The sequence below is a fragment of the Amphritea sp. genome (genome assembly GCF_048266285.1).
Lineage (GTDB): Bacteria > Pseudomonadota > Gammaproteobacteria > Pseudomonadales > Balneatricaceae > Amphritea.
This window is the reverse complement of sequence record NZ_JBLWZV010000012.1, coordinates 24,405-51,251: the sequence shown is the minus strand read 5'-3', so window position 1 is coordinate 51,251 and position 26,847 is coordinate 24,405. Positions and strand designations below refer to the sequence as shown.

19 protein-coding genes are annotated in these 26,847 nt (G+C 49.8%); 8 read left to right on the top strand and 11 right to left on the bottom strand.

The features are described 5' to 3' along the window. Positions 1-67: 67 nt before the first annotated feature. Together ACN0T0_RS13400 and ACN0T0_RS13395 are read right to left on the bottom strand one after the other, a co-directional pair. Positions 68-280 carry a cold-shock protein gene (locus ACN0T0_RS13400; RefSeq protein WP_417226875.1) on the bottom strand — a complete coding sequence of 71 codons (213 nt, stop codon included), beginning with the start codon at positions 278-280 and terminating at the stop codon, positions 68-70. A 193-nt stretch (positions 281-473) separates the two neighbouring features. Continuing rightward, positions 474-749: a hypothetical protein gene (locus ACN0T0_RS13395; RefSeq protein ID WP_417226873.1), complete on the bottom strand. Its 276-nt coding sequence runs from the start codon at positions 747-749 to the stop codon at positions 474-476. Between the two features lie 229 nt (positions 750-978). Here ACN0T0_RS13395 and ACN0T0_RS13390 point away from each other — a divergent pair, with 229 nt between their 5' ends. After that, entirely contained in the window at positions 979-1,908 is a 930-nt protein-coding gene (locus ACN0T0_RS13390; RefSeq protein ID WP_417226871.1) for a LysR family transcriptional regulator, read from the top strand. Between the two features lie 82 nt (positions 1,909-1,990). Here the strand turns inward: ACN0T0_RS13390 and ACN0T0_RS13385 are convergent, their stop codons facing one another. The 7 genes from ACN0T0_RS13385 to ACN0T0_RS13355 form a co-directional block, all read right to left on the bottom strand. Further along, positions 1,991-2,227: a hypothetical protein gene (locus tag ACN0T0_RS13385; RefSeq protein WP_417226869.1), complete on the bottom strand. Its 237-nt coding sequence runs from the start codon at positions 2,225-2,227 to the stop codon at positions 1,991-1,993. Positions 2,228-2,478: 251 nt separating this feature from the next. After that, positions 2,479-4,800 (bottom strand): penicillin-binding protein 1C, encoded by a 2,322-nt coding sequence (gene pbpC / locus ACN0T0_RS13380; protein ID WP_417226867.1) that lies wholly within the window; start codon positions 4,798-4,800, stop codon positions 2,479-2,481. Further along, the gene (locus ACN0T0_RS13375) at positions 4,790-10,159 is read right to left on the bottom strand and encodes an alpha-2-macroglobulin family protein (RefSeq protein WP_417226865.1); all 5,370 of its coding nucleotides are present in this window, start codon (positions 10,157-10,159) and stop codon (positions 4,790-4,792) included. Before ACN0T0_RS13375 ends, pbpC begins: the two co-directional genes overlap by 11 nt. A 223-nt stretch (positions 10,160-10,382) precedes the next feature. Further along, the gene (locus tag ACN0T0_RS13370; RefSeq protein WP_417226863.1) at positions 10,383-11,645 is read right to left on the bottom strand and encodes a DEAD/DEAH box helicase; all 1,263 of its coding nucleotides are present in this window, start codon (positions 11,643-11,645) and stop codon (positions 10,383-10,385) included. Between the two features lie 167 nt (positions 11,646-11,812). After that, complete coding sequence (locus tag ACN0T0_RS13365) at positions 11,813-12,388, bottom strand: phosphoribosyltransferase (protein WP_417226861.1); 576 nt, start codon at positions 12,386-12,388, stop codon at positions 11,813-11,815. Between the two features lie 43 nt (positions 12,389-12,431). Then, positions 12,432-13,004, bottom strand: coding sequence for a phosphoribosyltransferase (locus tag ACN0T0_RS13360; protein WP_417226859.1), 573 nt, complete (start codon positions 13,002-13,004; stop codon positions 12,432-12,434). Positions 13,005-13,138: 134 nt separating this feature from the next. After that, positions 13,139-14,488, bottom strand: a complete 1,350-nt coding sequence (locus ACN0T0_RS13355; RefSeq protein ID WP_417226857.1) for an 8-oxoguanine deaminase — start codon at positions 14,486-14,488, stop codon at positions 13,139-13,141. A 737-nt stretch (positions 14,489-15,225) separates the two neighbouring features. On the opposite strand from ACN0T0_RS13355, the gene xdhA reads away from it, so the two are divergent. The 4 genes from xdhA to guaD are packed head-to-tail and all read left to right on the top strand — an operon-like array spanning position 15,226 to position 21,257. After that, on the top strand, positions 15,226-16,665 hold the full coding sequence (gene xdhA / locus ACN0T0_RS13350; protein ID WP_417226855.1) for a xanthine dehydrogenase small subunit: 1,440 nt from the start codon (positions 15,226-15,228) through the stop codon (positions 16,663-16,665). After that, positions 16,658-19,018 (top strand): xanthine dehydrogenase molybdopterin binding subunit, encoded by a 2,361-nt coding sequence (xdhB, locus tag ACN0T0_RS13345; RefSeq protein ID WP_417226853.1) that lies wholly within the window; start codon positions 16,658-16,660, stop codon positions 19,016-19,018. Before xdhA ends, xdhB begins: the two co-directional genes overlap by 8 nt. 40 nt (positions 19,019-19,058) lie before the next feature. After that, positions 19,059-19,895, top strand: coding sequence for a xanthine dehydrogenase accessory protein XdhC (xdhC, locus tag ACN0T0_RS13340; protein WP_417226851.1), 837 nt, complete (start codon positions 19,059-19,061; stop codon positions 19,893-19,895). 51 nt (positions 19,896-19,946) lie between these two features. Then, entirely contained in the window at positions 19,947-21,257 is a 1,311-nt protein-coding gene (gene guaD / locus ACN0T0_RS13335; protein ID WP_417226849.1) for a guanine deaminase, read from the top strand. Between the two features lie 141 nt (positions 21,258-21,398). On the opposite strand, the gene ACN0T0_RS13330 is transcribed toward guaD, so the two are convergent. Continuing rightward, positions 21,399-22,127: a GntR family transcriptional regulator gene (locus tag ACN0T0_RS13330; RefSeq protein ID WP_417226847.1), complete on the bottom strand. Its 729-nt coding sequence runs from the start codon at positions 22,125-22,127 to the stop codon at positions 21,399-21,401. Between the two features lie 439 nt (positions 22,128-22,566). Between ACN0T0_RS13330 and ACN0T0_RS13325 the strand changes: the two genes are divergently transcribed. From ACN0T0_RS13325 to ACN0T0_RS13315, 3 genes are all read left to right on the top strand, one after another. Then, a complete protein-coding gene (locus ACN0T0_RS13325) occupies positions 22,567-24,006 on the top strand; it encodes an NCS2 family permease (RefSeq protein ID WP_417226961.1) in 1,440 nt (479 codons plus the stop codon). 181 nt (positions 24,007-24,187) lie between these two features. After that, positions 24,188-24,598: a GFA family protein gene (locus ACN0T0_RS13320; RefSeq protein WP_417226845.1), complete on the top strand. Its 411-nt coding sequence runs from the start codon at positions 24,188-24,190 to the stop codon at positions 24,596-24,598. Between the two features lie 141 nt (positions 24,599-24,739). Further along, positions 24,740-26,083: an NAD(P)/FAD-dependent oxidoreductase gene (locus ACN0T0_RS13315; RefSeq protein WP_417226844.1), complete on the top strand. Its 1,344-nt coding sequence runs from the start codon at positions 24,740-24,742 to the stop codon at positions 26,081-26,083. Between the two features lie 25 nt (positions 26,084-26,108). On the opposite strand, the gene ACN0T0_RS13310 is transcribed toward ACN0T0_RS13315, so the two are convergent. Beyond that, complete coding sequence (locus ACN0T0_RS13310) at positions 26,109-26,633, bottom strand: lipocalin family protein (RefSeq protein WP_417226842.1); 525 nt, start codon at positions 26,631-26,633, stop codon at positions 26,109-26,111. Positions 26,634-26,847 lie beyond the last annotated feature (214 nt).

Sequence of the window (26,847 nt, the reverse complement as noted above, 5' to 3'; positions counted from 1 at the left end):
AGAATGCACAGCCTCGGCGGCTGTGCATAAGATAGGATATTTACCGCAAGGCCAATTTTCGAAAGGCTTAGCTAGCGGTGATCGGTGTGATATTAACGGCGTGTATACCCACGTCTTTGGGTGCAGCTTCAAATTGCACAGACTGCCCTGTTCTAAGACTTTTATACCCCTCGGTAACGATCGCCGAATAATGGACAAATAAGTCCTCTTCAAAATCAGGCGATACTATAAAGCCAAAGCCTTTAGCGTTGTTAAACCACTTTACTGTTCCCGTATGCATCTGATGCTCCTTAATATAATGCGCTACTACAGGTCTCAGAGTATTTTAACGACCATTAGATCCACTCGACCCTAGGACTATTCTCAGAAATCAGAGCGACGGGGTATATAAGAAAAAATCCTATAATGCGGTTTCAGTATGATTAAAACTGTCTCAAATCAAAAAAAAAGCAGGCGATGCCTGCTTATGGGAATTATGCCCGGTCTTGTCGGTCGATATCACCGAAGATATCTTGCCTCAGCCGCTGCCGTTCTAAACGGTCTTCAATATCGCGTCGACGGCTATGAGATTTACGCCCCAGCTCTTCTGGAAGCTCATCATCGGCCTCGTCCCAATAATCGTCAGCGATAAACTCTACCGCTCGTGCCGAGCGCGCTCGACGCTTGCTGCCTTTATAACTCTCGTCACCCCAGTCTTCCCAGCCATCTTGGTCGTCTGAGTAGTTATTGAAACGCTGCTTGTTACTCATAATGCTTCTCTTTAATACCTTAAGGGCCTTGATAAGAAAGTGCTGTTAGCGCACTACTCACCTGATCAGGCATCAAAAGCCATCCATAGGCATCATAAAGCCTGACCATAAAAAATATTGATCTACTATTGTTTGTACTGTTTGAAGTACACTTTGATTATTATCAGACTTTTAAGCGCTGTAAAATGATGCTTTTTTATGACTTCGATCGAAATTACTAATCGAAGTAATGATCACACTGCCTCCTCAGGCTCCTGATCAATACCCACCCTCCAAGCAGATGGCCTACACCATGGAAATAGGATTACTACGCACTTTTCTGGAAGTCACCCGTACCCGCCACTTCGGCAAAGCGGCGCAGAATCTTTACCTTACTCAGTCAGCGGTTAGCTTTCGTATTCGCCACTTAGAAGAGTTGGTAGGCGTCGCCTTATTCACTCGCCAACGCAACAATATTCTCCTCACCAGTGCCGGTGAGCGGCTGATTCCCCATGCGGAAAATATTATTAAGAACTGGCAGATGGCTTTACAGGATGTGGCTATATCGGAAGAACAGGAACGACAACTAGTGCTAGGGGGAATATCAAATCTCTGGGGCACCTTTCTCCAATCCACCTTGCCAAAATTGGCGGGGAGCTTTCCCAATATGATTATCCGGACTGAAATTAATAATCATCTGGAGCTAACCCGATCACTACTCTCGGGCACACTGGATCTCGCCATTGTGCTCGATCCCCCCAACCTCGATGAATTAGATCATGCAAAAATTGGTCAGATCGAACTGGTGTTGGTCAGTAATCAAGCAGGCCTGACACCCGAGCTGGTGCAAGATAATGACTTTGTCTTTGTCGACTGGGGAGCGGCATTCAATATGCGAACCGCTAAGCTGTTCAAAAAAACTCTGACGCCGATTTTACATACGGAACAGAGCCAGATCGCACTGGAATTTATTCTCAGTCACGGCGGCTCGGCCTTCTTACCGTTAGTATTGGCTGGCCCCTATTTGGCATCCGCTCAGCTCCACCGGGTCAATTCAATTAAATCGGTTAAACGCTCGGTGTTTGCGGTATACGTGAAAGACTCTGAACGCCAGTTTCAGGTGCAGGCCATTATTAAGAAATTAGGTGAGTATGAACTCAAACCCGAAATGACGCTTTGAGCAAACGCCCCCAACACCTGTTGGGGTAGCAGCATAGATGTTTGCTGATGCTAGGCCGATAGTATCTGTACGATAGAAAAGCTCAATTATCCAACAGGATAGAAAGCGCCTCTTTTATTTCAGGCTGCATCGCCTGATCTTTGTCCTGTAACTCGGTTACCGAAACGGCGAATTGGGTACGGATAATATCATTTTGATCGACTAACCAAGCCAGGGCGGCTTGACTACATTGTTGCGGTGTCCATGTTTGCTTAAGAGGTACACCTGATCCCTTGAGAAAAGCAAAAAAATCATTCTGGTCCTTCAAAACAGAATTCATGTGCGCTCGCTCCTGCAACAGTTCCGGTTGCTTTATTATTATCGTTATCCCTGACAGCTATAATAATAGGGACGAAAACCAGCGCTGGGCTGGTTTATCTTTATACCTTAGTTGTATACCAACAAACTCTATTGATCAACTTTTTATCGCCTCTGTGTAATAAAAAAACACCGTTTAAAAAGCCTTATCTGGGTTACCACCGGCCAGCAAACAAAAATACCGTGCGACAGCAACTAAAACTAAGATTTCCGTTAAGGGATCACCGTAAACTTAACCTCCTGCCATACCCCTTGCTGATCGACTACCCGCAACAGGTGTTTACCCGGCGAAAGCGTTTCACTCAACTCATGGAAGGTGCGTGTAGCGCCTAAGTAACGTTTATCAAGGTGCCAAAATAGCTGCGCTGAATCCTTTTTCGCCGTCGCGCGAAAGATCACCTCACCTTGCTGGCCATTCATATAGCGTGGCAAGCTGATAATCTGGCCGACACGGGGATAGGTCACTTCAAAACGGCCCCTGAGCGCACGTCTGTCAGGCGTGCAATTTGGCTCAAAATCTGGCACCGGACGATAAGAAGCATGCGCGATACGATAGAACGCCGCCTGTGATGGGGGTAATTGGAAATAAGTTTTACTAATAATAATACTGCCGCTAGGGTTGCAAGCAATGCTGCTGCGCAAACCACTGTTACGATCCACCGTTACCTGAAAATGGTGCGGACTAACCTTCTCAAACTGCGTCGCCACCGGAATCAATACACTTTCCCGGGGACAGCCAAACTTCGGTAAAAAACCATTTTCGCGGCAGACTTCAATCGACTTCAACGCCGCACTAGGTTCTTCTGGCCATCCCAGATCATTAATTACATTTAGGGTATCAAACAATAGCGGCGCCGCAGCACGGGTGCCGGTCAGTAATTGCCGCCCTTCGCCATTGGCATTACCGACCCATACACCAACCGTGACGTTAGCGGTGGTACCCACGGCCCAGCCATCTCTTAGGCCATAGCTGGTGCCGGTTTTCCAAGCTACCCGGGCTGATCCAGAAAACAGCCGATGAATCTTATGTAACCCCGGACGGGTAACATCCGACAAGGTATCAAGTGTCAGCCACGCGGCGCCCTGACTAAAAGGGTATGGCGGTGCATCAGCCGCACCCGATTCACCGTAGCGCAGCGGTAGCACCGTCAAAGCTTGGGCGGTTTGCGCCCGACGACTCAGGTTCGCATAGGCCGCAGTCAGGTCCGTTAAACTCACTTCCGCGCCGCCCAATATCAGTGATAAACCATAGTCGTCCGGCGGCCGAAACAGGTGACTAAAACCGAGCGTCTGTAAACGTTGATAGAACGCCTGATAGCTATAGCTGTTTAACATCCGCACCGAGGGGATATTCAGCGACGCGGTAAGCGCTGCACGGGCGGTCACGGCCCCCCGAAAACCTTCATCATAATTACTCGGTTGATAACTGCCATAGGCGGTCGGCACATCGGGAATCAGTGTTTGTGGGGTAATATCGCCATTATCGAGCATAGCGGCATACAAAAACGGCTTTAAAGTGCTGCCGGATGATCGGGGTCGACTGGCGATATCAACATGGGCAGCATCTTCAACCCGTTGACTATAGGCCAGATTACCCACGTAGGCCTTCACCTGCATAGTGGCATTATCTACCACCACGAGCGCTAAATTATGAATCCCGATCGCCCCGAGGCGCTGACTATGTTGCCGAGCAATAAAGCCAATTTTCTGACTTAAACGACGGTCGATCTGAGTCTGAAATACCGCCTGATCCGGAGACTGCTGACTCAACCGATCCAACAGGTGCTGAGCATAAACCGGCCAGCGCCGCGGTCGCGCAGGTATCGTTTCTAACAGTGAAAGACGGTAATCCTGCTCAGTTAATACCCCCTGCTGCCACAGTTTATGCAGCAGAAAATCCCGTTTTGCGCGTAGTTTATCTCGACTACGAGAAAGGTGCATCGCCGCCGGGTTATTGGGCAGCACCGCCAACAGTGCGGATTCGGCCCAGCTGAGTTCCGCTAATCGCCGGCCAAAATAACGCCAAGCCGCCGCTTCAATCCCCACCGTATTCCCTCCCATCGGCGCATTGGCGGCATAGTAATTAAGGATTTCCGTTTTGCTTAATTGGGTTTCAAGCCGCAGTGCGAGATGCAATTCCTGTAGTTTTTGCCACACCGTTCGGGCTCGGTTGCCATACACCATACGCGCCAACTGCATGGTAATGGTGCTTCCACCACTGACCACCCGACCGGATTTCAGGTTGAGATACAAGGCCCGAATAATCGCGACAGGGTCAACCCCGGGGTGCTGCATAAAACGCTTATCTTCATAGGCGATCAAAGCGGTTTTATAGGTTTTAGATAGAGGTGACACTAAAGCGAAACGCCACTGCTGATCAGTGGCGATGCGGGCACTCAGCAATTGCTGATTTTCATCCAACAACTGCCGCGAAAGCGGTTGATTAAACAACGGCTCGGGCAGCGGCCACCACAGGGTGGCGACCGCCAGTAATAGCAGTAAGCCCGTTAGGGCGATGCTACGTTTACTGAACAACCTCAACACTTAGGCCTTTTCGTTGCGCTTTAATCGTTTCGTCATACATCGCATAAGCAGAGATAGCTGGCAGGTAAAAACGACCGACAAAAGAGGCATTCAACTGCAGTGTCAGATTTTTCTGTTCGCCAGCCTTGAGGGCCATGTAACCGCTCACTCGATCATCGCGGATATCAACATAATCAAACTGACAGGCAGCCTCACTGCAAGCCTCACGCTCATTATCGATCTGCCAACCACTCGGCGCCCTAAAGTTCAGCGCCACATTGGTCATATCGTTACGGCTGGTATTACGCAACCAAATCTGAGCAGTGATATTACTCCCCTGCTTGAGTGAGCGGATATTCGCTTCATCACCCTGGCTATCGAGATAATCAACCTGCAGCTCTAACCCCTCAGCATAGCTCTGCTCTGAACCGGGGCTCGCAACGCCGCTCTGCGTTAGGGTTAGCCAGACCGGTGCATCGCCGTTATTAGCAATATTAAGTGTTTCGGCGACATCACCACTTTGCAGCGCCGCTTCGACGACCTGTCGACCAACACTCAAACGCTGTTGCGCCTGAGCTTGCTGTAACAACACCTCGGTAGGCGCCACCTCATTGGCCTGATCGCTCAGCGCCAATTGCTGATAGTTCTCCAACGCCACCAAGGCATAAGCAGCGCTCTGGGTGCTATACCAGCGATTTTCGGCCAGCTTGTCAGCCACTTCATCCGCCAGCTTTGCGGCACTCTCAGGATCAGCCATATTGGCATAGAGCATCAGGAATAACGCTTTATCCCGCAGGGCTGAACCGAAGCTTGGTGAGTTAACATCATAAGCGTCCGCAACCGTTAGGCCATCGTCAATCAGCGTCCGAGCTATATCATCCTGCCCGGCATACAGATATGCCAATGACAGCATCGCCCGGCTTGCTCCATCATCAATCTGCAAGGCTTTCAAACGATACATGGCAGACCAGTTAGGCGTACCAGCGAGACTCAATGTAAATAAACGGTACGCTTGGGCTCTGATTTTTTCGCTATCACTGCTATCGACAGCTAACTCCGACGCCTGATGCTGATATGACAACCACTGTTGTAACAGGTTTTCCGGCACATCATAGCCGGCCTGTTTCGCCAGCAAGAGGAAATGCCCTGCATAACTGCTCCCCCAAGCATGGCTCTGAGTCTGACCCGGCCAGTAGGCAAAACCACCTTCTAGGGTTTGAAATGACTGCAAACGATCGATCGCCGCGCTAATGTTCTGTTGCACCTGTTGCTCTGTTTCACCGGCCAGGTGACTCAGCTGATTAAGGTAGAGCTGAGGAAACACCGACGAGGTAGTCTGCTCAAGGCAACCGTGGGGATATTTAACCAGATAGTCCAACCGTGACCTTAGGTGAATCGGTTTAAACTGACTCAGCGCGATGGACGCACCATTACTACCGGCAATACCAAAGGGCTGCAGATCCAGCGCCAAGGCCGCCTGACTATCCAAACGATAGGAGGCTGTGCGAGTCGATAGGCTATTAGGCGCGTTTATATCCAAATAGAGTGTCTGACGGCTTTCCCCTGAGGCGGATTGTGTCGTAAAGGTGAAGGCCACTTTACCCGCCAACGCACCGGTCTCAATGGCAAACTCGGTAATTGCCGATGAATACGCTCCCACAGTGACACGCTTTAAGGCTTCAGCAATCTTCACCTGTTCGCTATCCACCGCCAACGTCACCTCAACTTCAGCTGCTTCAGCCGTATTATTAAATAGCTCGACCGGCACACCCGCTTGTTCACCGATTCTCAGCACTCGAGGTAGCGTTGGGAACATGGAGATATCATCCCGTACGACCACTTCCTGCTCCGCTTTACCGTAGGCCCCACCATCTTCAGCAACCACCATCACCCGCACGGCACCCAGATACATCGGCAGGGTCACCTGATGGTTGCGCGTTTCGCCGGGCTGTAATTCAAACCGGCCAATATATTGCACCAAAGGGGGAAAACGTCGATTTTTCTTACTCTTATCGTCATCCTTCTGAGCGTCACTACCACCGACCGGTAATAGGCCATGTAGCTCACCGCTATAGGCACCCACGACATCTTTATAGAGATCCCAAGTTTTCACCTGCAATGCCTGACGACGATAGAAATAACCAAAAGGATCAGGGGTTCGGTAGTTAGTCAGCCCTAATAATCCCTCATCAACCAACGCCAGGGTGTAAGCCATCGGACGGCCATCGGCCTCGGCAACTTGAATATCAAAGCTGGCACGGGAACGCACCTCTTGTTTCGTGGTAATCAACGGATGAAGATGGTTCTCAGGGTTTTCAACGGCTATTGGGATAATGCCCATCAGACGCATCGGCCGATCATTGTCGCGTTTTTCATGGGGCTGCAGGTAGGTCACACTGACATACACATTCGGCGTCATCTCCGCGGTGATATCGAACGTAACTTGCTGTTGTAACAGCGGCGTTGCCGAAGCGTCAGCTTGTTCGCTCTTCACCCAGAATTGCTGCAACACCTGATTAGCCGATTCAACCGTAACCAACGCCCGACCATGCTGCAATTCAGGCAGGGTAACCGTGGCGATTTCACCCACCTGATAAGCTTTTTTATCACTGAATAGCGTTAACCGATCAACATTATCGCCCTGTGACTCCTGTTGCCGCCCTGCCCAACCGGGCCAGTCGATATAAACAACTTTACCGGTGCAATGACTATCTTCGCCGGCAATACAGCCGCGCACAAGATAACGGCCCCACTGGGGATAATTAACCCGCAATGGCCATTCAGCCATGCCGTTCTCATTGGTCGCAACATGGCCCGAGGCAACCACACTACTATGTCGACCATCGGTATAACGCGCTAACGATTCGCTGTTTTTTTCATACCACCACTTCCAATCGAGTTTATACACCGTCACCTCGAGATCGGTATTGCTCACCGGCTGGCCAGTTTTATCCAATACCACGAGACGGGTTTTATGATCCTCATCGGTCAACAACATCCCCCGTTCCGCATCACCTTTAGGCAGTTGCAGCCCGAGGTAACGCTCGTAGTAATCAAACGGCCGGCTAAAACGATTGCTACTAAACTGACCACTCGGCTCAAACACCCGATTCGTAAACACGGCTTTAAGCATCCCCGGTGCCGGGGTTTTACTTTCGATACGTAAATCAAACTGGGTATTGCCCTGCTTATCCAATGAGCCTTCAAACAGTTTTGTTTTGCTCGCGCGATAATCCCGCGCGGGATCATCGAAGGTATAGTCAGGAAATTTACCCGCAAAGGCTGTTTTTACCGGCACCAGCATCACCGAAACATCCGCCTCTAAACCGCTAGCGGGGGCACCGTGCAGCCATTTTGACTGCAATCCAACCGACCGCGTAACACCGTTTTCTAAACGAGTATCCCGGGGGATATCCAACTCCACTTTAAGGCGATTCGGCACTACAGTTTCGATCCGCAGAGGATGATAAAAATCCTGTCCCCCAACACGGACAATCGCTTCCCAATTACCGGTCGGCGCGCTTTCCGGCGTAGCCAGTTTAAAGCTATATAGCCGTCCAACCGGCTGATTACTGTAAATCGATTCCACCAACTGACCCGAGGGGTTATAGAGGTCGGCCACCACAGGATGTTCCGCAGGCAGTTCATTAAGCTTATCTTTGAGGATAAAGGTCAGATAAATATCATCGCCGGGACGCCAAACATCCCGCTCACCAAAGATAAAGCCGTCGATATTACTTTGCAGATGGGTGCCGCCGATATCAAACTGACTGGTGGTTAACGCCCCAGCATCATTCAGCTTGAGGTAACCGACCTGCTCACCGGATGTCGCTTGGAGATAAAAAGGCTTGCCTTTGAGTTCAACCATCGTAAAGCCATCATCATCGCTGACCCCTTTACCCACCGACTGACCTTGGAAATTGAACAGCTCAACCGTGCTGCTCACCAGCGGCTCCGCGGTTTTTAAGTTGGTAGTGATCACTCGAGCAATCTTGCCCGCCGGTGTTTGTTTAACAACGATGCCAATATTCGAACGCAGCAGGTTTTTCGCGTCTTTACTCTCCGCCGCATAACGATAGTAACGATCACTGCAGGCACTTAGAGAATTTGAACGGGAAGAGCCTGGCTCTAGATTATCCCAAGAACTGTAACCGCCACTGTAATCGAGCGCCTCACTATTAGCGGGAAGCTGACGGGGCGGCACGGGTATCGCGTTTTCGGCGTCGCTACAGGCGATCATCGAATCCCCTCGATCCAATGAGAGATAAAGACGGATAAGACTACCGCCCTTTTGGGCCATCAGTTCGGTGATATCTAACCGATAATCTTGCCAGCTGCGCAGATTATTATCCTTCAGCGGCACCGATTTCTGCCAAATAAAGCGCCCGACTTTATCCAGTTGGCGGGCTTCACCTAAACGATTTTCTTGTAAAAACTGATGGATATTATCATCGAACACTTCAAACGCAGTGACCGTTACCGACTTTGCGCTGACGGCCTGGAACGGTAACTCGATACGGGCAGCATCCGGCAAAATAACACCACTGCCGGCAAACCGTACCGCTGGATTATGCGGGGCAATGCTGAAGCTTTTCTTAAGACTGGTCGCTAAGCCGATATCACACCGGTCCTGTAACTCTTTATGGATGGTGATATTCAGCTTGTCCGCGGCCGAGTTATTCAAGCCTAACCGCAGGGTATTGCCGTCCACCTGATAATGAGTAAAGCGATACTGGCTCGAAATTAGATGTTTAAGGGCTTGGTTCTGTTTGAGTTGACGATTAAATCGTAATGCCAGCACACCGCTATCAGCCACAATCGCACCGGAGATCAGTTCTAATGGTCGATTATCGGCACCGTCCATGGTCGGCACAGTAAAACCTTGTTGCAGCCCTTCACCCCAGCTAACTTCCACCTCTTGAGCACAGCTATCGGCTCGGCGAATATTACTGATAATCAGCTGTGGTGCCTGTCCTTCCTTGGTGGTAACGGAGACGCTGGCATCACTATCGGACACCTGAATTAAGGAGGTTAAGCTTGCGGCATCAAGGCCCTCGGCACCGCTAATCTGAGCATGAATTTCAACTCTATCGGCCTCACTATCGCGGACGATCGGTTGATGATTGAAAACATCCTGCCATTGCAGGTCGATTTGTGGATTGCTGGCAATAACCAGACTATCAGTTGGCGGAGCCGCCTGAGAGGAATTTGTCGCATCGATAGCGGCCGCATCGGCACCCGTGGCGCTTGACTGAATAGCCTCTACAGCATTCGCCGCAGTGACTTGCTCTGTAGAATGACTTGCAGTATCAGCCTCGTCGCTGCACCCCAGAACCAAAACCACTAAACATAAAATTGACGCCCGCAACATATTCAAATCCCTTTCTCCAGCGAGCCATCAAGTAACATAATTACTCGATGGACGGCCCCGCAAACATTTCATTATCCTGTTATATACCACTCAGCGATTATCTGACACCTTTCGTGGCCCGCTCTGGTGAAAACCTGCGCGATAAAAACGTTTTTGCTCAAAAAGCCCGCACCACCGCGAGCCAAAGTGCAACTCGCAGCGCTCCGCTATCCAGACTTAGACTTTACTTCGATTTTTTCTTCGTCGTACGACCTGCCGCCGGTTTGCTACGAATAATCTTCGTCCGTCCGGCCTTATTGGTGCGTGGACGATGCACCTTCTTACTCATCTGCTTACGCAGATTATCGCGACTACCGACCTCATAACCTGGCATATAAACCCGCTGAATCCGGTTACCGATAAGGCGTTCGATATCATCCAATGCCCGCTCTTCTTCACGGCTGACAAAAGAGATCGCTTTACCTTTCGCACCGGCACGCCCGGTACGGCCAATACGGTGAACATAATCTTCAGCTAGATAGGGCAGGTTAAAGTTAACCACCAGCTCTAAGCCTTGAATATCCAAGCCACGAGCGGCAACTTCAGTCGCCACCAACACCTGAATTTTACCCGATTTAAAATCGGCAATAGCGCGACGACGAGACCCCTGTGACTTATCCCCATGGCAAAGCGCCGCACGAATACCGTCGATTTTCAGGTCAACCATCAAAGAATCGGCTTGAGCTTTAGTACTGGTAAACACCAGTACCTGAAACCACTGATGCTTATTGATCAGTTCCGCAAACAGATCAGCCTTACGCTTCTCTTCTACTGGATAGACCACATGTTCAATGGTATCGGCGGTCGCGTTCAGTTTTGCCACCCGCACGGTTTCGTAAGGTGTCATCAACTGTTTAGCCACGGTATTAACCGTCGGCGATATCGTCGCTGAAAACATCAAAGTTTGATGTTTTTTCGCAGTTTGCTGCAACAGAGTGCCAACATCGGTGATAAAGCCCATATCAAGCATACGGTCGGCCTCATCGAGCACAACAAATTCAGCTTTCGCTAAACTCACATTGCACTGCACCACATGTTCTAGCAAACGGCCCGGGGTAGAGATAAGAATATCGACGCCCGCTTTAAGTTTTTTCTGCTGGCCATCCATATTGACGCCACCATAGAGGGCCGTCACGGTTAGTGGCATAAACTGAGCATAACGCTTAATCGTCTCGGCCAGCTGTTCAGCCAATTCGCGGGTAGGGGTCAGGATCAATGCGCGAGGACAACCGGGTTCTGTCGGTTTAGGCCGGTCGCTCATCTGTTGTAGAATCGGCAGACTGAATGCAGCGGTTTTGCCGGTGCCGGTTTGGGCGTTGGCAAGCACATTCTTACCCCGACGGGCGGGCACTATCGCCTGCTCCTGTACTGGGGTCATCTGACTATAGCCACAGGCATCCAGCGCCTGCTGAATCTCTGGAGCAAGATCTAATGCTGAAAACTTCATGATAAATCCTCTGTATACCGTGCTATAGCAAGGGCAGGTGTAAATAACGTCACTGTTTTAACTTAACAGGCATCAACTTCACCCGCCCTATTTCTCGGGCGCATATAATAAAGGATTTTAAACACATTAGTGAGGCTGATTACAGGTGATTACGGTTATCCAGTGAATCAACGCTGCACAGAGGTCATAATCGCCTGTAAGCCGGGTTTATTGGCAAAGATTTCTGCCTCGGTTAAACCCACCATTTCATAGGGTAATACCAACCATTTATCGGTGGTATGGGTATAGAAATCGGGAGTTCTATCGGTGCGATTATGGGACGGTTTAAACCAGGGCACCGCCACTTTGACATCCTTTGGCATATTCCGCTTAGCTCGCTGCGACAATTGCGATAGCACCGCATCGATACTCTTGCCAGAACCAAAAACATCATCCACGATCAATAACTTATCGTCCCGGTTAAGGTTTTCCAACAGATAGCGCAAGCCGTGGGCTTTGATACTGTTTTCGCCTTCGATCATCGATTGATAACCGGGTAAGCCACGATAGGAGGTGCGAATAGAGATATGATCGGTTTTCACGCCGAGGTATTGCAAACACTCCTGCACGTAAATACCGACGGTGCTACCGCCCCGCCAAATACCGACAATAAAATCAGGCCGATAGCCGCTTTCAAAAATCTGCGCCCCTAAACGAAACGAATCGCAGATCAGTTCCTGCTCTGTAATAAAATGTTTTTCCACAATCTTCACCTTCCCCATAAGAGTAGTCACTGTTGCCGATCAATCAGCCCGCATCAGGCACTAGATGACCGATAATGCTGAACAGTTCCGGGCGATGCTGCTGCAGCTCATCAACCGTTAGTCCTTCCAGTGAGTGCGGGTATTTCAGCCACGCTTCAGTCTCATAGAGATAATATTCAGGATCGACACCGGTCTTATTACGGGTCGGCTTAAAATACGGGACCGCTATACGGATATCCTCAGGGGTATTTAAACGACACTTGTCTCGCAGTTCGGCGATCACCGCTTGAATAGTGAGACCGGTGTCATACACATCATCAACAATCAGTAGACTGTCAGTGGCTTGGATATTCTTGATCAGATAATCCATACCATGAACATTAACCTTCTTAGCCTGTTGATCAATCCCATCACTATAGGATGAGGTACGAATGGCAATATGATCACTGTGTATATCGTAGTAGGCGAGAAACTCCTGCACCGCTACACCAATCGGTGTGCCGCCACGCCAGATAGCAATAATATAGGTCGGCTTAAAACCGTCATTGACTATTTTTGCCCCTAACCGGAATGAGTCTTCCAATAACGTCTGGGCATCGAGGTATGTTTTTTCCATCGTTTTATACTCTGTCTATAACGCCTGCTATCATAACAACCGCTAATACATTTCTACATCTCAATTTCAACTTAACAACGTGATTGCCCGCCTATTTCAGCATCACAGCAAAACGCAACGGGCAGTAGCGCCGGTTAACTCACCGCCAAGCGGTGCGCCAACGCTTTCTGACGTTGAATCAATTGCGCAATATCGAAATCAACAATGGCGCCGTCGAGCACCCGCCATTGACCGGCAACCATCACTCTATCGGCCTGATGAGCACCACAGAGCACCAGTGCCGCCAACGGATCACCAGCACCGGCAAAGCGCAGCTCATCCAGTTTAAACAACGCGATATCCGCTTGCTGCCCCACTTTAAGGGAGCCAAGATCATCCCGACCGAGACAGCGCGCAGACCCTTCGGTCGCCCAAGACAGCACCTTTTGATGGGTGATTTCAGCGGCATCATATTTAAGCCGTCCTAAGAGAAATGCCTGACGCACTTCCTGAATCATATTCGAGCCATCATTAGATGCAGAGCCATCGACCCCCAGCCCTACTGGACTTCCGGCTCGCTCAAGATCCAATGTTGGGCATAAGCCTGACGCCAGCAACATATTGGACGATGGACAGTGACAGATACCCGTACCGGCAGCCCCCAAACGACGAATTTCATCATCATTAAAGTGAATACCATGAGCCAGCCAGACTCGATCACTCAACCAACCGACTTTCTCCAAATAATCCAGCGGCCGCAGCCCAAACATCTTAATGCAGAAAGCCGTTTCATCATGGGTTTCGGCCAAATGAGTATGTAAACGCACATCATATTTCTGTGCTAGTTCGGCACTGGCCCGCATTAAACTCTCACTTACCGAAAAAGGTGAACAGGGCGCCAAGGCAACCCGGCTCATGCCCCCCGCTTCAGCCTGATGATAGCGACTGATTAGCCGTTCACTATCATCCAAAATAGTCTCTTCATCCTGTACGGTAGACTGGGGCGGCAACCCGCCGTCATCCTCCCCTAAGCTCATTGAACCACGGGTAAGATGCACTCGAATACCGAGTTTATCTGCCTGCGCCATCTGAATATCAATGGCGTTTTCTAACCCTTCAGGGAACAGATAATGATGATCGCTGGCGGTGGTACAACCGGATAACAACAGCTCGGCTAATGCCACCTGAGTGGAAACTTCAATCATCTCCTCACCCAGCTTTGCCCACACCGGATAGAGACTTTTTAACCAGCTAAACAGGGATTTATTCAACGCCTGAGGAAAAGCCCGCGTCAGCGTCTGATAAAAATGGTGATGGCCGTTAATTAGTCCCGGTAACAACACATGTTCTCGTGCATCAAACACCTCATCCACCGGCTTAGAAGGTTGCGCCCCGGCGGCCAGCACCTCGACTATAAGCTTGTCTTCAATCACGACCCCGCCAGCAGCATCACTGCTGAGTGTCGCCAGAGGCGTCTTAATCCAGATACGACCAGAACTGTTCAACTTAGTAACTCCGTTAGTCAATAATGTCTTAATTAATGATCTGGCTAATATCTAGCCATTTACATTTGAATCCACGCTGTTAATCCGTGGCGAATCGATACTCGTTTTCAGCCCTTTAGGCATCAAGTTTGCCAATCCCAACACGCTCAAAATGCCTGTGCTCGGCACTCGTTGGCCGTTTAAGCAGCATGAATGCCGGCAACGATGGCGCTAATGCTGGATGATGGGCTACAAAAATAATAGAGGAGAAGCTAATTGTCTACAAAACAGAAAATATATGTATCCATATTACGAAAAAGATTAGCGTCGATAACCGGTAATATTAACAGCCACTATCACGCTCACAACGCTCAGTTTGAACACCATGACCCTCAGCCCACTGAACTGAATCAATGGAACATCACCGCAACTTAAGTTTTTTAGCATAATAGAAAGGACTCAATAGACCAACATATCGATCCAAAAGAAGGCTGTTTAAATTGTATACAATAAATCCCTAAATAAAGGGATACACCGTAAAGATGCGGAGATCAGCAGAAATTAACGCCAAACAACCCAAAAAGAACAGAGTAATTTAGTGCATTAAAACGGTAGAGTAGATAAATAGCGTATAGGTAATGATCGGTTTTAGTAACTGAGGACCTAAAATAAGTTGACTAAAAAGTCAGGTTTTAATTTAATGATTGAAATCCGAACTAAACTCCAAGATAGATAACCATAATAACAGGAGGTCCACCTTGATCAGGTTCTTACTCAACAAGGAGCTTCGCGTCGAGCAGCAGTTAGACCCCAATATGACGGTACTCAACTATCTCCGCGACGAACGCAGTAAAACCGGTACCAAAGAGGGTTGTGCTTCGGGTGACTGTGGCGCCTGTACCGTAGTACTAGGCGAACTGGATGGCGATCGAATCCGTTACAAAAGCATCAACGCCTGCCTCACCTTCATCGCCACCCTCAACGGAAAACAACTGATCAGCGTTGAAGACCTCAAGCAGGGGTCAACTTTACACCCCGCTCAGCAGGCGATGGTTGACTGTCATGGTAGTCAATGTGGCTTCTGTACCCCCGGCATCGTGATGTCGATGTTTGCCCTGGGAAAAAATATAACCCATCCCAATAAAGAAGAGATTAACGAAGCATTGGCAGGCAACCTCTGTCGCTGCACCGGCTATCGGCCGATTATTGAAGCCGCCGAAAAGATGGCTAACGATGTAACCCCGGATAGCTTCACCTCGGAAGAGGCAGCCACAGTGGCAAAATTACGGCAGATACAGCCACAACAACAAGTGGAACTGTCGGATGGTACAAAACGGGCTTTCAACCCCACCACTATCGCAGAACTGGCTGACCTCTTAACCGCCTATCCAAACGCTCGACTGCTTGCCGGCGGCACTGATTTAGCACTCGAAGTAACCCAATTTCATCGCCCCATCGAAACCCTAATTTACATCGCCGATATCCCCGCCCTAAAAGAGATTCATATAACGGATCAACAGTTAGAACTTGGCGCCAGCGCCTCATTGAGCAACTGCTACCAGCGTTTAAACTACGATTACCCCGATGTTGGCGCACTGTTACACCGCTTTGCGTCACTGCAGATCCGTAATCAAGGCACCTTAGGCGGTAATATTGGCAACGCATCCCCTATCGGCGATGCACCACCGATGTTAATTGCTCTGGATGCAAAACTGGTGCTAAGAAAAGGTGAGCAACAACGCACCCTAGATCTGCAAGATTACTTTATCGATTACAAAGTCACCGCTCAGCAACCGGGGGAGTTTATAGAAAAAGTGATCGTGCCCCGCGCCGCCGATAACGGTGAGTTTCGCAGCTATAAAATCTCCAAGCGGATCGATGACGATATCTCCGCTGTATTAGGCTGTTTTAATCTTAAAATCAGCAATGGTGTGGTTGAATCCGCGCGGATCGCCTTTGGCGGTATGGCGGCAATTCCTAAACGGGCCAGCTACTGTGAACAGGCACTCATCGGTGCTCCTTGGACAAGGACCAGCATTGAACAAGCTAAAGCAGCACTGCAACAGGATTTCAATCCTATCTCAGATTTTCGTGCCTCACGAGAGTATCGCCTATTGGTCGCCACCAATATGCTGACCCGTTACTTTATTGAGATCGAAACGCCAGACGTCGAAACACGGGTAACTGCCTATGTCTAATCATCAAAAAGCCAGCAGTTATGCAGCGATGCTGGAAAAAGTTCAACAGGATATCACCACCGGCGTAGGCCGTAGCGTTAAACATGAAAGCGCAGCGAAGCAGGTCAGTGGTGAAGCGATCTATATTGATGACCGCTTAGAATTCCCCAATCAACTGCATATCTATGCACGTATGTCCGACAACGCCCATGCTCGCATCACCCGTATCGACACAACCCCCTGCTACGCATTTCCTGGAGTCGCCATTGCCATTACTGCAAAGGATATTCCCGGCATCGTCGATATTGGCGCACTCAAGCCTGGCGACCCGTTACTGGTAGAGGAGTTAGTTGAATATGTCGGCCAGCCACTATTAGCAGTGGCCGCCGATGACCATGAGACCGCCCGTAAAGCCGCAATGGCGGCTATCGTAGAGTATGAAGCGCTCGAACCGGTGCTCTCAGTAGAACAAGCATTTAACAACAAACACTATGTTAGCGAGCCACACACCCATAAGCGGGGTGACTCCGCGGCGGCATTGGCTGGCGCGAAGCACAGCGTATCCGGCAGCGTTCATATCGGCGGTCAGGAGCACTTTTATCTGGAAACCCAGATTGCTTCCGTAATGCCCACCGAAGACGGCGGGATGATTGTTTATTCCTCCACCCAGAATCCTACCGAAGTGCAGAAACTGGTCGCCGAAGTACTGGATATCCCGTTTAACAAAGTGCAGATCGATATGCGCCGCATGGGTGGCGGCTTTGGGGGTAAAGAAACACAGGCAGCAGGCCCTGCGTGTATCGCGGCAGTGGTTGCTAAGCTGACGGGGCGTCCGGCCAAGATGCGACTCCCACGGATGGAAGATATGATGATGACCGGTAAACGGCATCCTTTCTTCAATCAATATCAAGTTGGCTATGACGATAATGGCAGAATAACCGGTTGTGAGATGAAGCTAGCAGGCAACTGCGGCTACTCACCGGACCTATCAGACTCGATCATTGACCGAGCAATGTTCCACAGCGATAACGGTTACTACCTCGGTGATGCCACCATCACCGGCTACCGCTGTAAAACCAACACCGCATCCAATACCGCCTATCGTGGTTTTGGCGGACCTCAGGGTCTGATTATGCCGGAAATTATTCTCGATGAAATTGCCCGAAAACTAGGCAAAGATCCCTTAGCGGTTCGTAAACACAACCTCTATGGCGAAGCAGGCCGGGACACCACCCACTACTACCAGAAAGTGGAAGATAATGTTCTCCCTGAAATGCTTGATGACCTTGAACGCAGTAGCGATTACCAACAGCGCCGCCAAGAGATTAAAGCCTACAACGCCACCAGCCCGATTCTTAAAAAGGGATTAGCACTGACACCGGTGAAATTCGGCATATCCTTTACCGCCAGCTTCCTTAACCAAGCCGGGGCGCTTGTTCATATCTACACCGACGGCAGTATCCATCTTAACCATGGCGGCACCGAGATGGGCCAAGGCCTCAACACCAAAGTGGCTCAAATTGTTGCCGAAGAGTTTCAGGTGGATATCGACACCATCCAAATAACCGCCACCAATACTGAGAAAGTACCGAATACTTCACCAACCGCGGCATCATCTGGGACAGATTTGAACGGTAAAGCCGCCCAGAACGCAGCCCGCACCATTAAACAGCGATTGCTCGAGTTTGCTGCCAATCACTTTAAAGTGACGCCTGAGGATGTTGAGTTCCGCAATAACCATGTGATGATTCGTAATGAGTTGATGAGCTTCGCTGACTTTATCCAGCTGGCCTATTTCAATCAAGTTTCACTCTCAAGCACCGGCTTCTATCGCACGCCGAAGATCTTCTATGATCGTGAAAAAGCCAGTGGTCGGCCGTTCTACTACTTTGCCTATGGCGCCGCCTGCAGTGAGGTAGTGATCGATACGCTAACCGGCGAGTATAAAATTCTGCGGGTTGATATCCTCCATGATGTCGGCGCATCACTGAACCCAGCGATCGATATTGGTCAGGTCGAAGGCGCATTCGTACAAGGCGCAGGCTGGCTCACCACGGAAGAGTTGGTGTGGAACGATCAAGGCCGTCTTATGACCTCCGGGCCTGCTGGTTATAAAATCCCGGCGATAACCGATATGCCAATCGATTTCCGCGTCCGCTTGGTCGAAAACCGTAAAAACAAAGAAGACACCGTATACCACTCCAAAGCCGTAGGCGAACCCCCCTTTATGCTCGGTATCTCCGTCTTCTGTGCCATAAAAGACGCCATATCCAGCATTGCCGATTATCGCAACAGCCCTGCATTAGATGCACCCGCCACCCCAGAACGGGTGTTGTGGGCAGTGCAAGAACAGCAGGCTGCAGCAGCAAAATGACTCTCAAGTTTTCGCTAACCGCACTGTTAGGAGCCCTATCATGAATACTCCGTGGATCGCAGCGCTAAGCCAAATTGAAGCCGATGCTACCCCGGCCGTCATGATTACGGTGGTCGAGGAACGGGGTTCAACACCGCGTAATGCCGGAGCTAAAATGATCGTCAGTCAGGTCCAGCAGTTTGACACCATCGGCGGTGGGCATTTGGAATATAAAGCGATCAAAATTGCCCGTAAACTATTAGCCCAAGGCCAAACCCAACCACAACTAGAACGCTTCTCTCTCGGCGCAAGCCTCGGACAGTGTTGCGGCGGGGCCACCACGCTATTGTTTGAGCCACTGAATACCGACACCGTCAACATCACCCTCTTCGGCGCAGGCCATGTTGGCCGGGCGCTAATTCCCATACTCGCTAGCCTGCCCTGCCGAGTGCGTTGGGTCGACGCCCGTGAAGATGAGTTCCCCGATCATATTCCTGAAGGGGTGGAAAAAGTAGTCAATGAATACCCGGTGGATGAGATAGAGAAACAACCCAGCGGCAGTTACTTTATTGTCATGACCCACAACCACCAACTCGATCAAGAACTCACCGAAGGCATACTCAAACGGAATGATTTTAGCTATTTCGGGCTGATTGGCTCCCTCACCAAGCGCAATAAATTTATCCACCGGCTGCAAGCAAAAGGCTTTACCAGCGAACAGATTGCTAGGATGACTTGCCCTATGGGGATCGCCGAAGTGAGCGGCAAGCTCCCCGCCGAGATCGCCGTATCGGTCGCAGGGGAAGTCATTGCCCACTATAACGCCGGATTTAACGCACAACGAAAAGGCAGCAGCCATAGCACCGTTGCCTCCGTGGTTGATCGTTTGGCGATCTAAATCGACCCGGCAAGAAATAGAACACACCTTGAAGTAAAACTGAGAGTCCGCATGACACATAACACTGTAACCGCTTACCGCGCAGCGATTCTAGATAGCCTTGGCGATCCCGCAGAGATCGGCTTAAACAACAGTATCCGCTATTTTGAAGATGGTCTGATGCTGGTTGAAAATGGCACAATCACGGCTTTGGGCGATGCCACGGCACTGTTACCCAACCTACCTCAGGGTTGTGAAATCAAACACTATGAAGACGCCCTGATCGCACCGGGCTTTATTGATACCCATATCCACTATCCGCAAACCGGTATGATCGCCTCCTATGGCGAGCAGCTGCTCGACTGGCTCGAAAACTATACCTTCCCGGCTGAACAGCAGTTTGCCGACCGCCAACATGCTGATGAGGTCGCCGATATCTTTGTCACCGAACTGCTGCGTAACGGGACCACCACTGCGCTGGTGTTTGGCACGGTTCACCCTGAATCAGTGGATGCTTTTTTTGCCCGTGCAGAGCCACAAAACCTGCGCATGATTGCCGGCAAGGTGATGATGGATCGTAACGCTCCAGCCGCGCTCACGGACAGCCCACAAAGCAGTTATGAAGAGAGTAAAGCACTGATCGAGCGCTGGCACGGCAAGGGCCGATTACATTATGCCGTTACGCCTCGCTTCGCCCCTACCAGCTCACCAGAACAGTTAGCGATGGCCGGTCAGCTGTTGCAAGAGTACGACGGCCTCTACATGCATACCCACTTGTCAGAGAATAAGAGTGAAATCGAATGGGTTAAAGCACTGTTCCCAGAACAAAAAGGCTATCTCGATGTGTATGACCATCACCAGCTTTTAGGGGAACGTTCAGTGTTTGCCCACGGTGTGCATCTTTGTGATGAGGAGTGCGCGCGGCTAGGTGAAACCGGCTCTGCAATCGCCTTCTGCCCTACCTCGAATCTATTTCTCGGCAGCGGCCTGTTTAACCTACCCCAAGCAGAGCAACACAACATTAAGGTTGGCCTAGGCACCGATGTCGGCGCTGGCACTAGCTTTTCAATACTGCAAACCTTGAATGAAGCCTATAAAGTGATGCAGTTACAGAGGGTCAAGCTACACCCCTATAAATCCTTTTATCTAGCGACCCTCGGCGGTGCCCGAGCGCTGCAACTGGATGATAAAATCGGCAACCTCGAACCGGGTAGCGAAGCTGACTTTATCGTCTTGGATTATAAGGCGACACCACTGTTGAGCTATCGCATGGCCCAGACAAAAACCATCGAGGAGCGGCTATTTGTGATGATGACCCTCGGGGACGACCGGATGATCAAACATACTTTTGCCATGGGTAAATCGGTTTACGATCGCAGTTAGGCCCTTGGACAATAGGGCTTATCAAATATATCAACTGTAAAAATAATCATTAAAAAAGGCTGATCCTATCAAGATCAGCCTTTTTTACGACCCAATGGGTACTCCAACATCGCTATTTCGTTCTATTCTCGACGACCGAGATCAGCGGGGATTGCGCACATGGGAGAAGATAGCTCGTAAATCATCGGTGGCAATCTCATCATCCAAACTGAGTTTTTCTTCTATATGATCAAGATGGTGCATCATCAAACTCACTGCACGGGGTTTGTCTTGCTCCGCAATCGCATCGATCAGTTCAAAATGTTCATCATAAGAACAGTGGGATTTAGCTCCGCTTTCATACTGCGCAATAATCAGTGAACAAAGAGATACAAGGCTGCGCTGAAAACTCAACAGAGGAGGGTTGTTTGCAATTTCAGCCAGCAACAGGTGAAACTCTCCGGACAGTCGGATACCCGCACCACGATCACCACGGTCAAAACACGCCTGCTCATCACGAACCATCTGTCTAAGCTGTTCCAACTGTTTTTTCTGAGCATGATCACAGACCAGTTCAGTGACTGACTTTTCCACCACCCGGCGGGCAAACACGATCTGCCGAGCTTCTTCTATCGTTGGTGAGGCAACTACTGCTCCCCGGTTAGGCCGCAATACCACCACCTGTTCATAACCTAAACGCGATAGGGCCCGACGAATGATGGTACGGCTAACACCAAAGATCTCACCCAGCGATTCTTCATTGAGTTTAGTACCCGGGGCAAGACGCTGCTCTAGGATCGCATCGAAAATGTATGCGTAGACAATATCATCTTGGGTCTTTTTACCGTCCCGTTTGGTATCACTCTTTTTTAACTCAGATATCTGACTCATAAAGCCTCATTAACACCGACTCACCGGCCAAAAGCTAATGGAAAAACAGCCATAACTTTTTGATTGAAAACGTCATTAATTATACATATAAGGGTATATTTTGTACACATATTCACCGGTCACAAAAAATACTCGCACTCCCGGAAATTCTAACAAAATAAGCGATATCATCGGCCATAACCGAGACTCTACCGGCGTTCTTTGTCATCAATAAACAGCCATTCAAGAAGACACTAAAATCGTCAAAACTCAAAAACCTGACTTTTGGGTTGACTTTTTTGTATACAATTATAGTATGAATAAAACACAATGCTGTTTAGGACACGTCACATTTCCAAGGAATGAAACACAACAACCCGGCGGTCAATCTACCCAATGGCAGCCTTAATAACAATAATATGGGTGAGACCCCAAATCAGGAGTTAAAGTTGTGGATAACATACAACTTGATGCAACCAAGACGGATTCGCCATCGTCGCCAGGCAACCGTAGCGTTGTAGATCGTTTTTTTAAACTCAGCAAACATAAAACCAATGTGCGCACAGAGATCATCGCAGGCCTCACCACCTTCGTGACCATGTCCTACATTATGTTTCTCAACCCCATTATCATGTCTAAAACCGGCATGCCCTTCGATGGCCTCTTTCTCGCGACCTGTATCGGTGCCGCCATCGCCACCATTTTTATGGGCATCTATGCCAACTGGCCGATCGGCTTAGCACCGGGCATGGGTCTAAACGCCTTCTTCACCTTTACCGTCGTGCTAGAGATGAACTACAGCTGGCAGATCGCACTGGGGGCCGTGTTTCTCTCCGGCATTCTATTTGTACTGATGAGCGTCACCCGCTTACGAGAATGGATGTTAGAAAGTATTCCCATGAGTATGCGTCTAGCGATGACCGCTGGTGTCGGCCTCTTCCTCGGCTTTATCGGACTACGTTTTACCGGTTTGATCGTACCTAACCCCGACAACATGCTCGCCTTAGCCGATCTAACTCACTTTGGTTTCGGCCCGTTCGGCCCTGAAGCGCCAGCCCTAGGGTTACTCAGTTTCCTGATTATCAGTGTGCTAAGCTATCTCCGAGTGTTTGGTTCGGTGATTATCGGCATTGTCGTGACAACCGCCATTGCCTTCCTAATGACCGCACTACTGCCTGTCGATTTTTTCACAGTGACCTCCGATAGGGCGCCACTGTCTGGTTTTATGGCTTGGCCCGAGAATGGTCTCGTCGCCGTGCCTAACTTTGCCGACCTCGCTCCCGTCTTTATGCAGCTCGATATCATGGGCGCATTGGATGTTGCACTGATTCCAGTGATTATCACCTTTCTGTTTGTTAACATTTTCGATACCGCAGGCACCCTAATGGGGGTCGCTCAACGGGCTAACCTACAAGATGAAAACGGTAAGATCGAAGGCCTGGATAAGTCCCTCAAGGCCGACTCAATCTCCTCCGTTATCGGTACCGCCTTCGGTTGCCCTCCCGTTACCTCCTATGTTGAATCAGCCGCAGGTGTCGCCGCCGGTGGCCGTACCGGTTTAACCGCTGTCGTCATTGGCATCATGTTCTTGCTAGGCGTGTTCCTACTACCTCTGGCGCAGATGCTGCCCGGCTTTGCCGTGGACGGTGCATTGATCTATGTCGCCATGTTAATGATGGGTTCCCTAGCCAGTATCGACTGGGATGATCTTACCGAGTTTGCCCCCGCCCTGATGACCACCATCATGATGCCACTGACCTTCTCTATCGCTAACGGTATCGCTATCGGCTTTATCACCTATACCGTTATGAAAGTCACCACCGGTAAAGCATCATCCATCACTAGCGGTGTATGGGTGCTAACCGCTATCTTTGTGGCTAAGTTTATCTTTCTGCCCTAAGCCTTAAACACGTCTTAGAACGGACGTTTTAGTACAACTCTCAAGCCCTCCTCTGAGGGCTTTCGTTTACCAGCCGCTAAAAAACCCTCACTTTACCCACGCTCCTGCTTGGCATATTCTTGCTTAACGGCTGTAGACCGTAAAACCCAACGACCGCGATCTATTTAATCAGGAGATATAGATGACTTATCCAATTGAGGGTGCCTGCCAATGTGGCGGCGTAACTTATAAGTTATTATCAGCCCCGCAGTTCATTTTGGCCTGTCATTGCATCGCATGTCAGAAGCTATCCACCAGCGCCTTCAGCATTACCGCCATCGTTGACGCCAGCGCCATTGAGTTTAAAGGTGAGATGAAGGAATGGAGTCGTCCCGCCGACAGCGGTAATATCTCTGCAGCCAAATTTTGCCCTAGCTGTGGTAACCGGATCTACCATTTCGACCCGGCTACACCCAACGTTATCAAACTCAAACCCTCTACTCTGTCCGACACCCGTATTTTAAAACCCACTCGACATATATGGGTTAGCCAAAAACAGGACTGGTTTGAGATTCCCGAAGGTGTCGAAGTGTTCCAAAAACAAACCTCATAAAGGATTAGGAATCGTCGAGCGGTTATTACCGCTTGCGGCAATCACTCAGTCAACTATCACTCAGCCAGATAGGCCATAGCCAATGGTTAGTTGAGCCTACTGGCGAATGTTGATAGCGCACAACACTTCAGGGACTTCAATATGATCAATCTAAGCACACCTATTGCGTTCAATGACACACTCCCCGACGCGGTCGATGTGGTGATTATTGGCGGAGGCATTATCGGTATCTTCTCCGCCCTAAATATTGCCCGCTCGGGTCTCAGCGTGATGGTGATCGAAAAAGGCCGTATCGCGGGGGAACAATCATCCCGCAATTGGGGTTGGATTCGCCAACATGGCCGTGATGCGGCCGAATTACCGATTATGATGGAAGCCACTCGGTTATGGGAAAACATTGATCAAGAGGTCAAAGGCCGCACAGGGTTCAAGCGTGTCGGCGTGATGTACCTCTCACAAACAGAAGAGGCCCAGGCTCAGCGCGAAACATGGCTTAGCACTGCCGCTGCACATGGTGTCGATACCGTGGCCCTATCGAGTGCACAAATAGGGCAACACATACAACTGGATGCACACTCGAAGAATCCTTGGGTTGGTGCAACCTATACCGCCAGCGATGCGCGTGCCGAACCTTGGCAGGCGATCCCCGCGATCGCCGAACTGGCCCACAGTGAAGGCGTGCTGATTAAAGAAAATTGCGCCGTGCGCACATTAGACATTGAAGCCGGCCAAATCACCGGCGTTATTACCGAGGCGGGACGCATTAAAACAGCGCAAGTCGTGGTCGCCGGAGGCGCTTGGTCATCGTTGTTTCTACGCCGTCATGGAATCACTATTCCCCAGTTATCGGTACGCGCCTCTGTGGCCAGAACCGCGCCTATTCAAAGCATTACCACCACCAGCTTTGCCGATAAAAAACTGGCGGTGCGTCGACGCAATGACGGTGGTTACTCGCTTGCGCTCACGGATTCCCATGATCACTTTATTGGTCCGGATTCGTTTCGTTTGTTGCCTAAATGGATAAAAACCGGGTTGCAAAATATTCATGAAATCCGCCCTTGGGTCAATGAAATAGCCAACTCTCCTGATGCGTGGCGGGTTGAACGTCATTGGGCTACGGATGAAATTAGCCCCTTTGAACTAACCCGCGTTCTCGACCCAGCGCCCGCTAAGGGCAAGGTAAAAGTGATGCAACAACGCTTTGCGCAAAGGTTTCCACAAATAGGTGAGCCTCAGATTCTGGATGCTTGGGCTGGCATGATCGATGCCATGCCTGATATTGTGCCTATCGTTGACCGAGTGCCCAATTTTGCAGGACTCATTGTGGCGACAGGAATGAGTGGCCACGGCTTCGGTATCGGCCCCGCGTTCGGCAAAATTGTGGCACAAATGGTGAATAAAGAAGATAGTGAACATGATTTATCACGCTTCCGTTTCTCCCGTTTCAGTGATGGTAGCACCTTAGATATTGGGCCCAATATCTAAAGGGGGCATAACTTCCCCTTTGTGGTTACTGACGCTGTTCAACAACAATAACAGCGTCAGTATCAAAGCCTCTCACCTTAGCCATTTTCATAAATTTCTGCATGACCTCAGGTTTAACGTCAGGCGTTCGGGACAGCAGCCACAAATAAGAGGTGTCAGGCCCAGAGACAAATGCATACTGATAGCCTTCGTGGTCCAGTTCAAACACCACATACGAGCCGTAGAATGGCCCAAAGAAGGAAACCTTCAGGTAGCCTTCATCGCTTTCGTTAACAAAATAAGCCTTCCCCTCTGCTTCCTGCCATTCTCCTTTTGCCGTTGAAAAACCCCGATTGAGCACGGCCACGCCACCATCCTCTCGCCGAGTATATTCAGCCAAAACCTGGGTTAACCCTCGTTCAAATGAGTGATCGAGTCGAGCAATTTCATACCACTGACCTAAATATCGCTCTAGTTCAAACTGATCGACCGGTGTCACTGACTTCGGCATGCCTAAGCAACCATTCAGTAACAGTGCCATCATCAGCGTTAATAAAATGTTCACCGCCACTTGAAAGACCTTATGCTAAACGTTTAAAGCGTCATACGTCGCGCTTGCCATTCAGATCATTACCGCTGTAATACTGGAACAGCACCCTAAAACATATCCTTGTCAGCCTGCCTAAGATCTAACTCAAGCACCTGTCGCATACGACAGTTGTCTATCACCACCACTGTCTCTAGAGTGTAGTCTGATAACTTTAATAAAAAAATCTATCCATTTG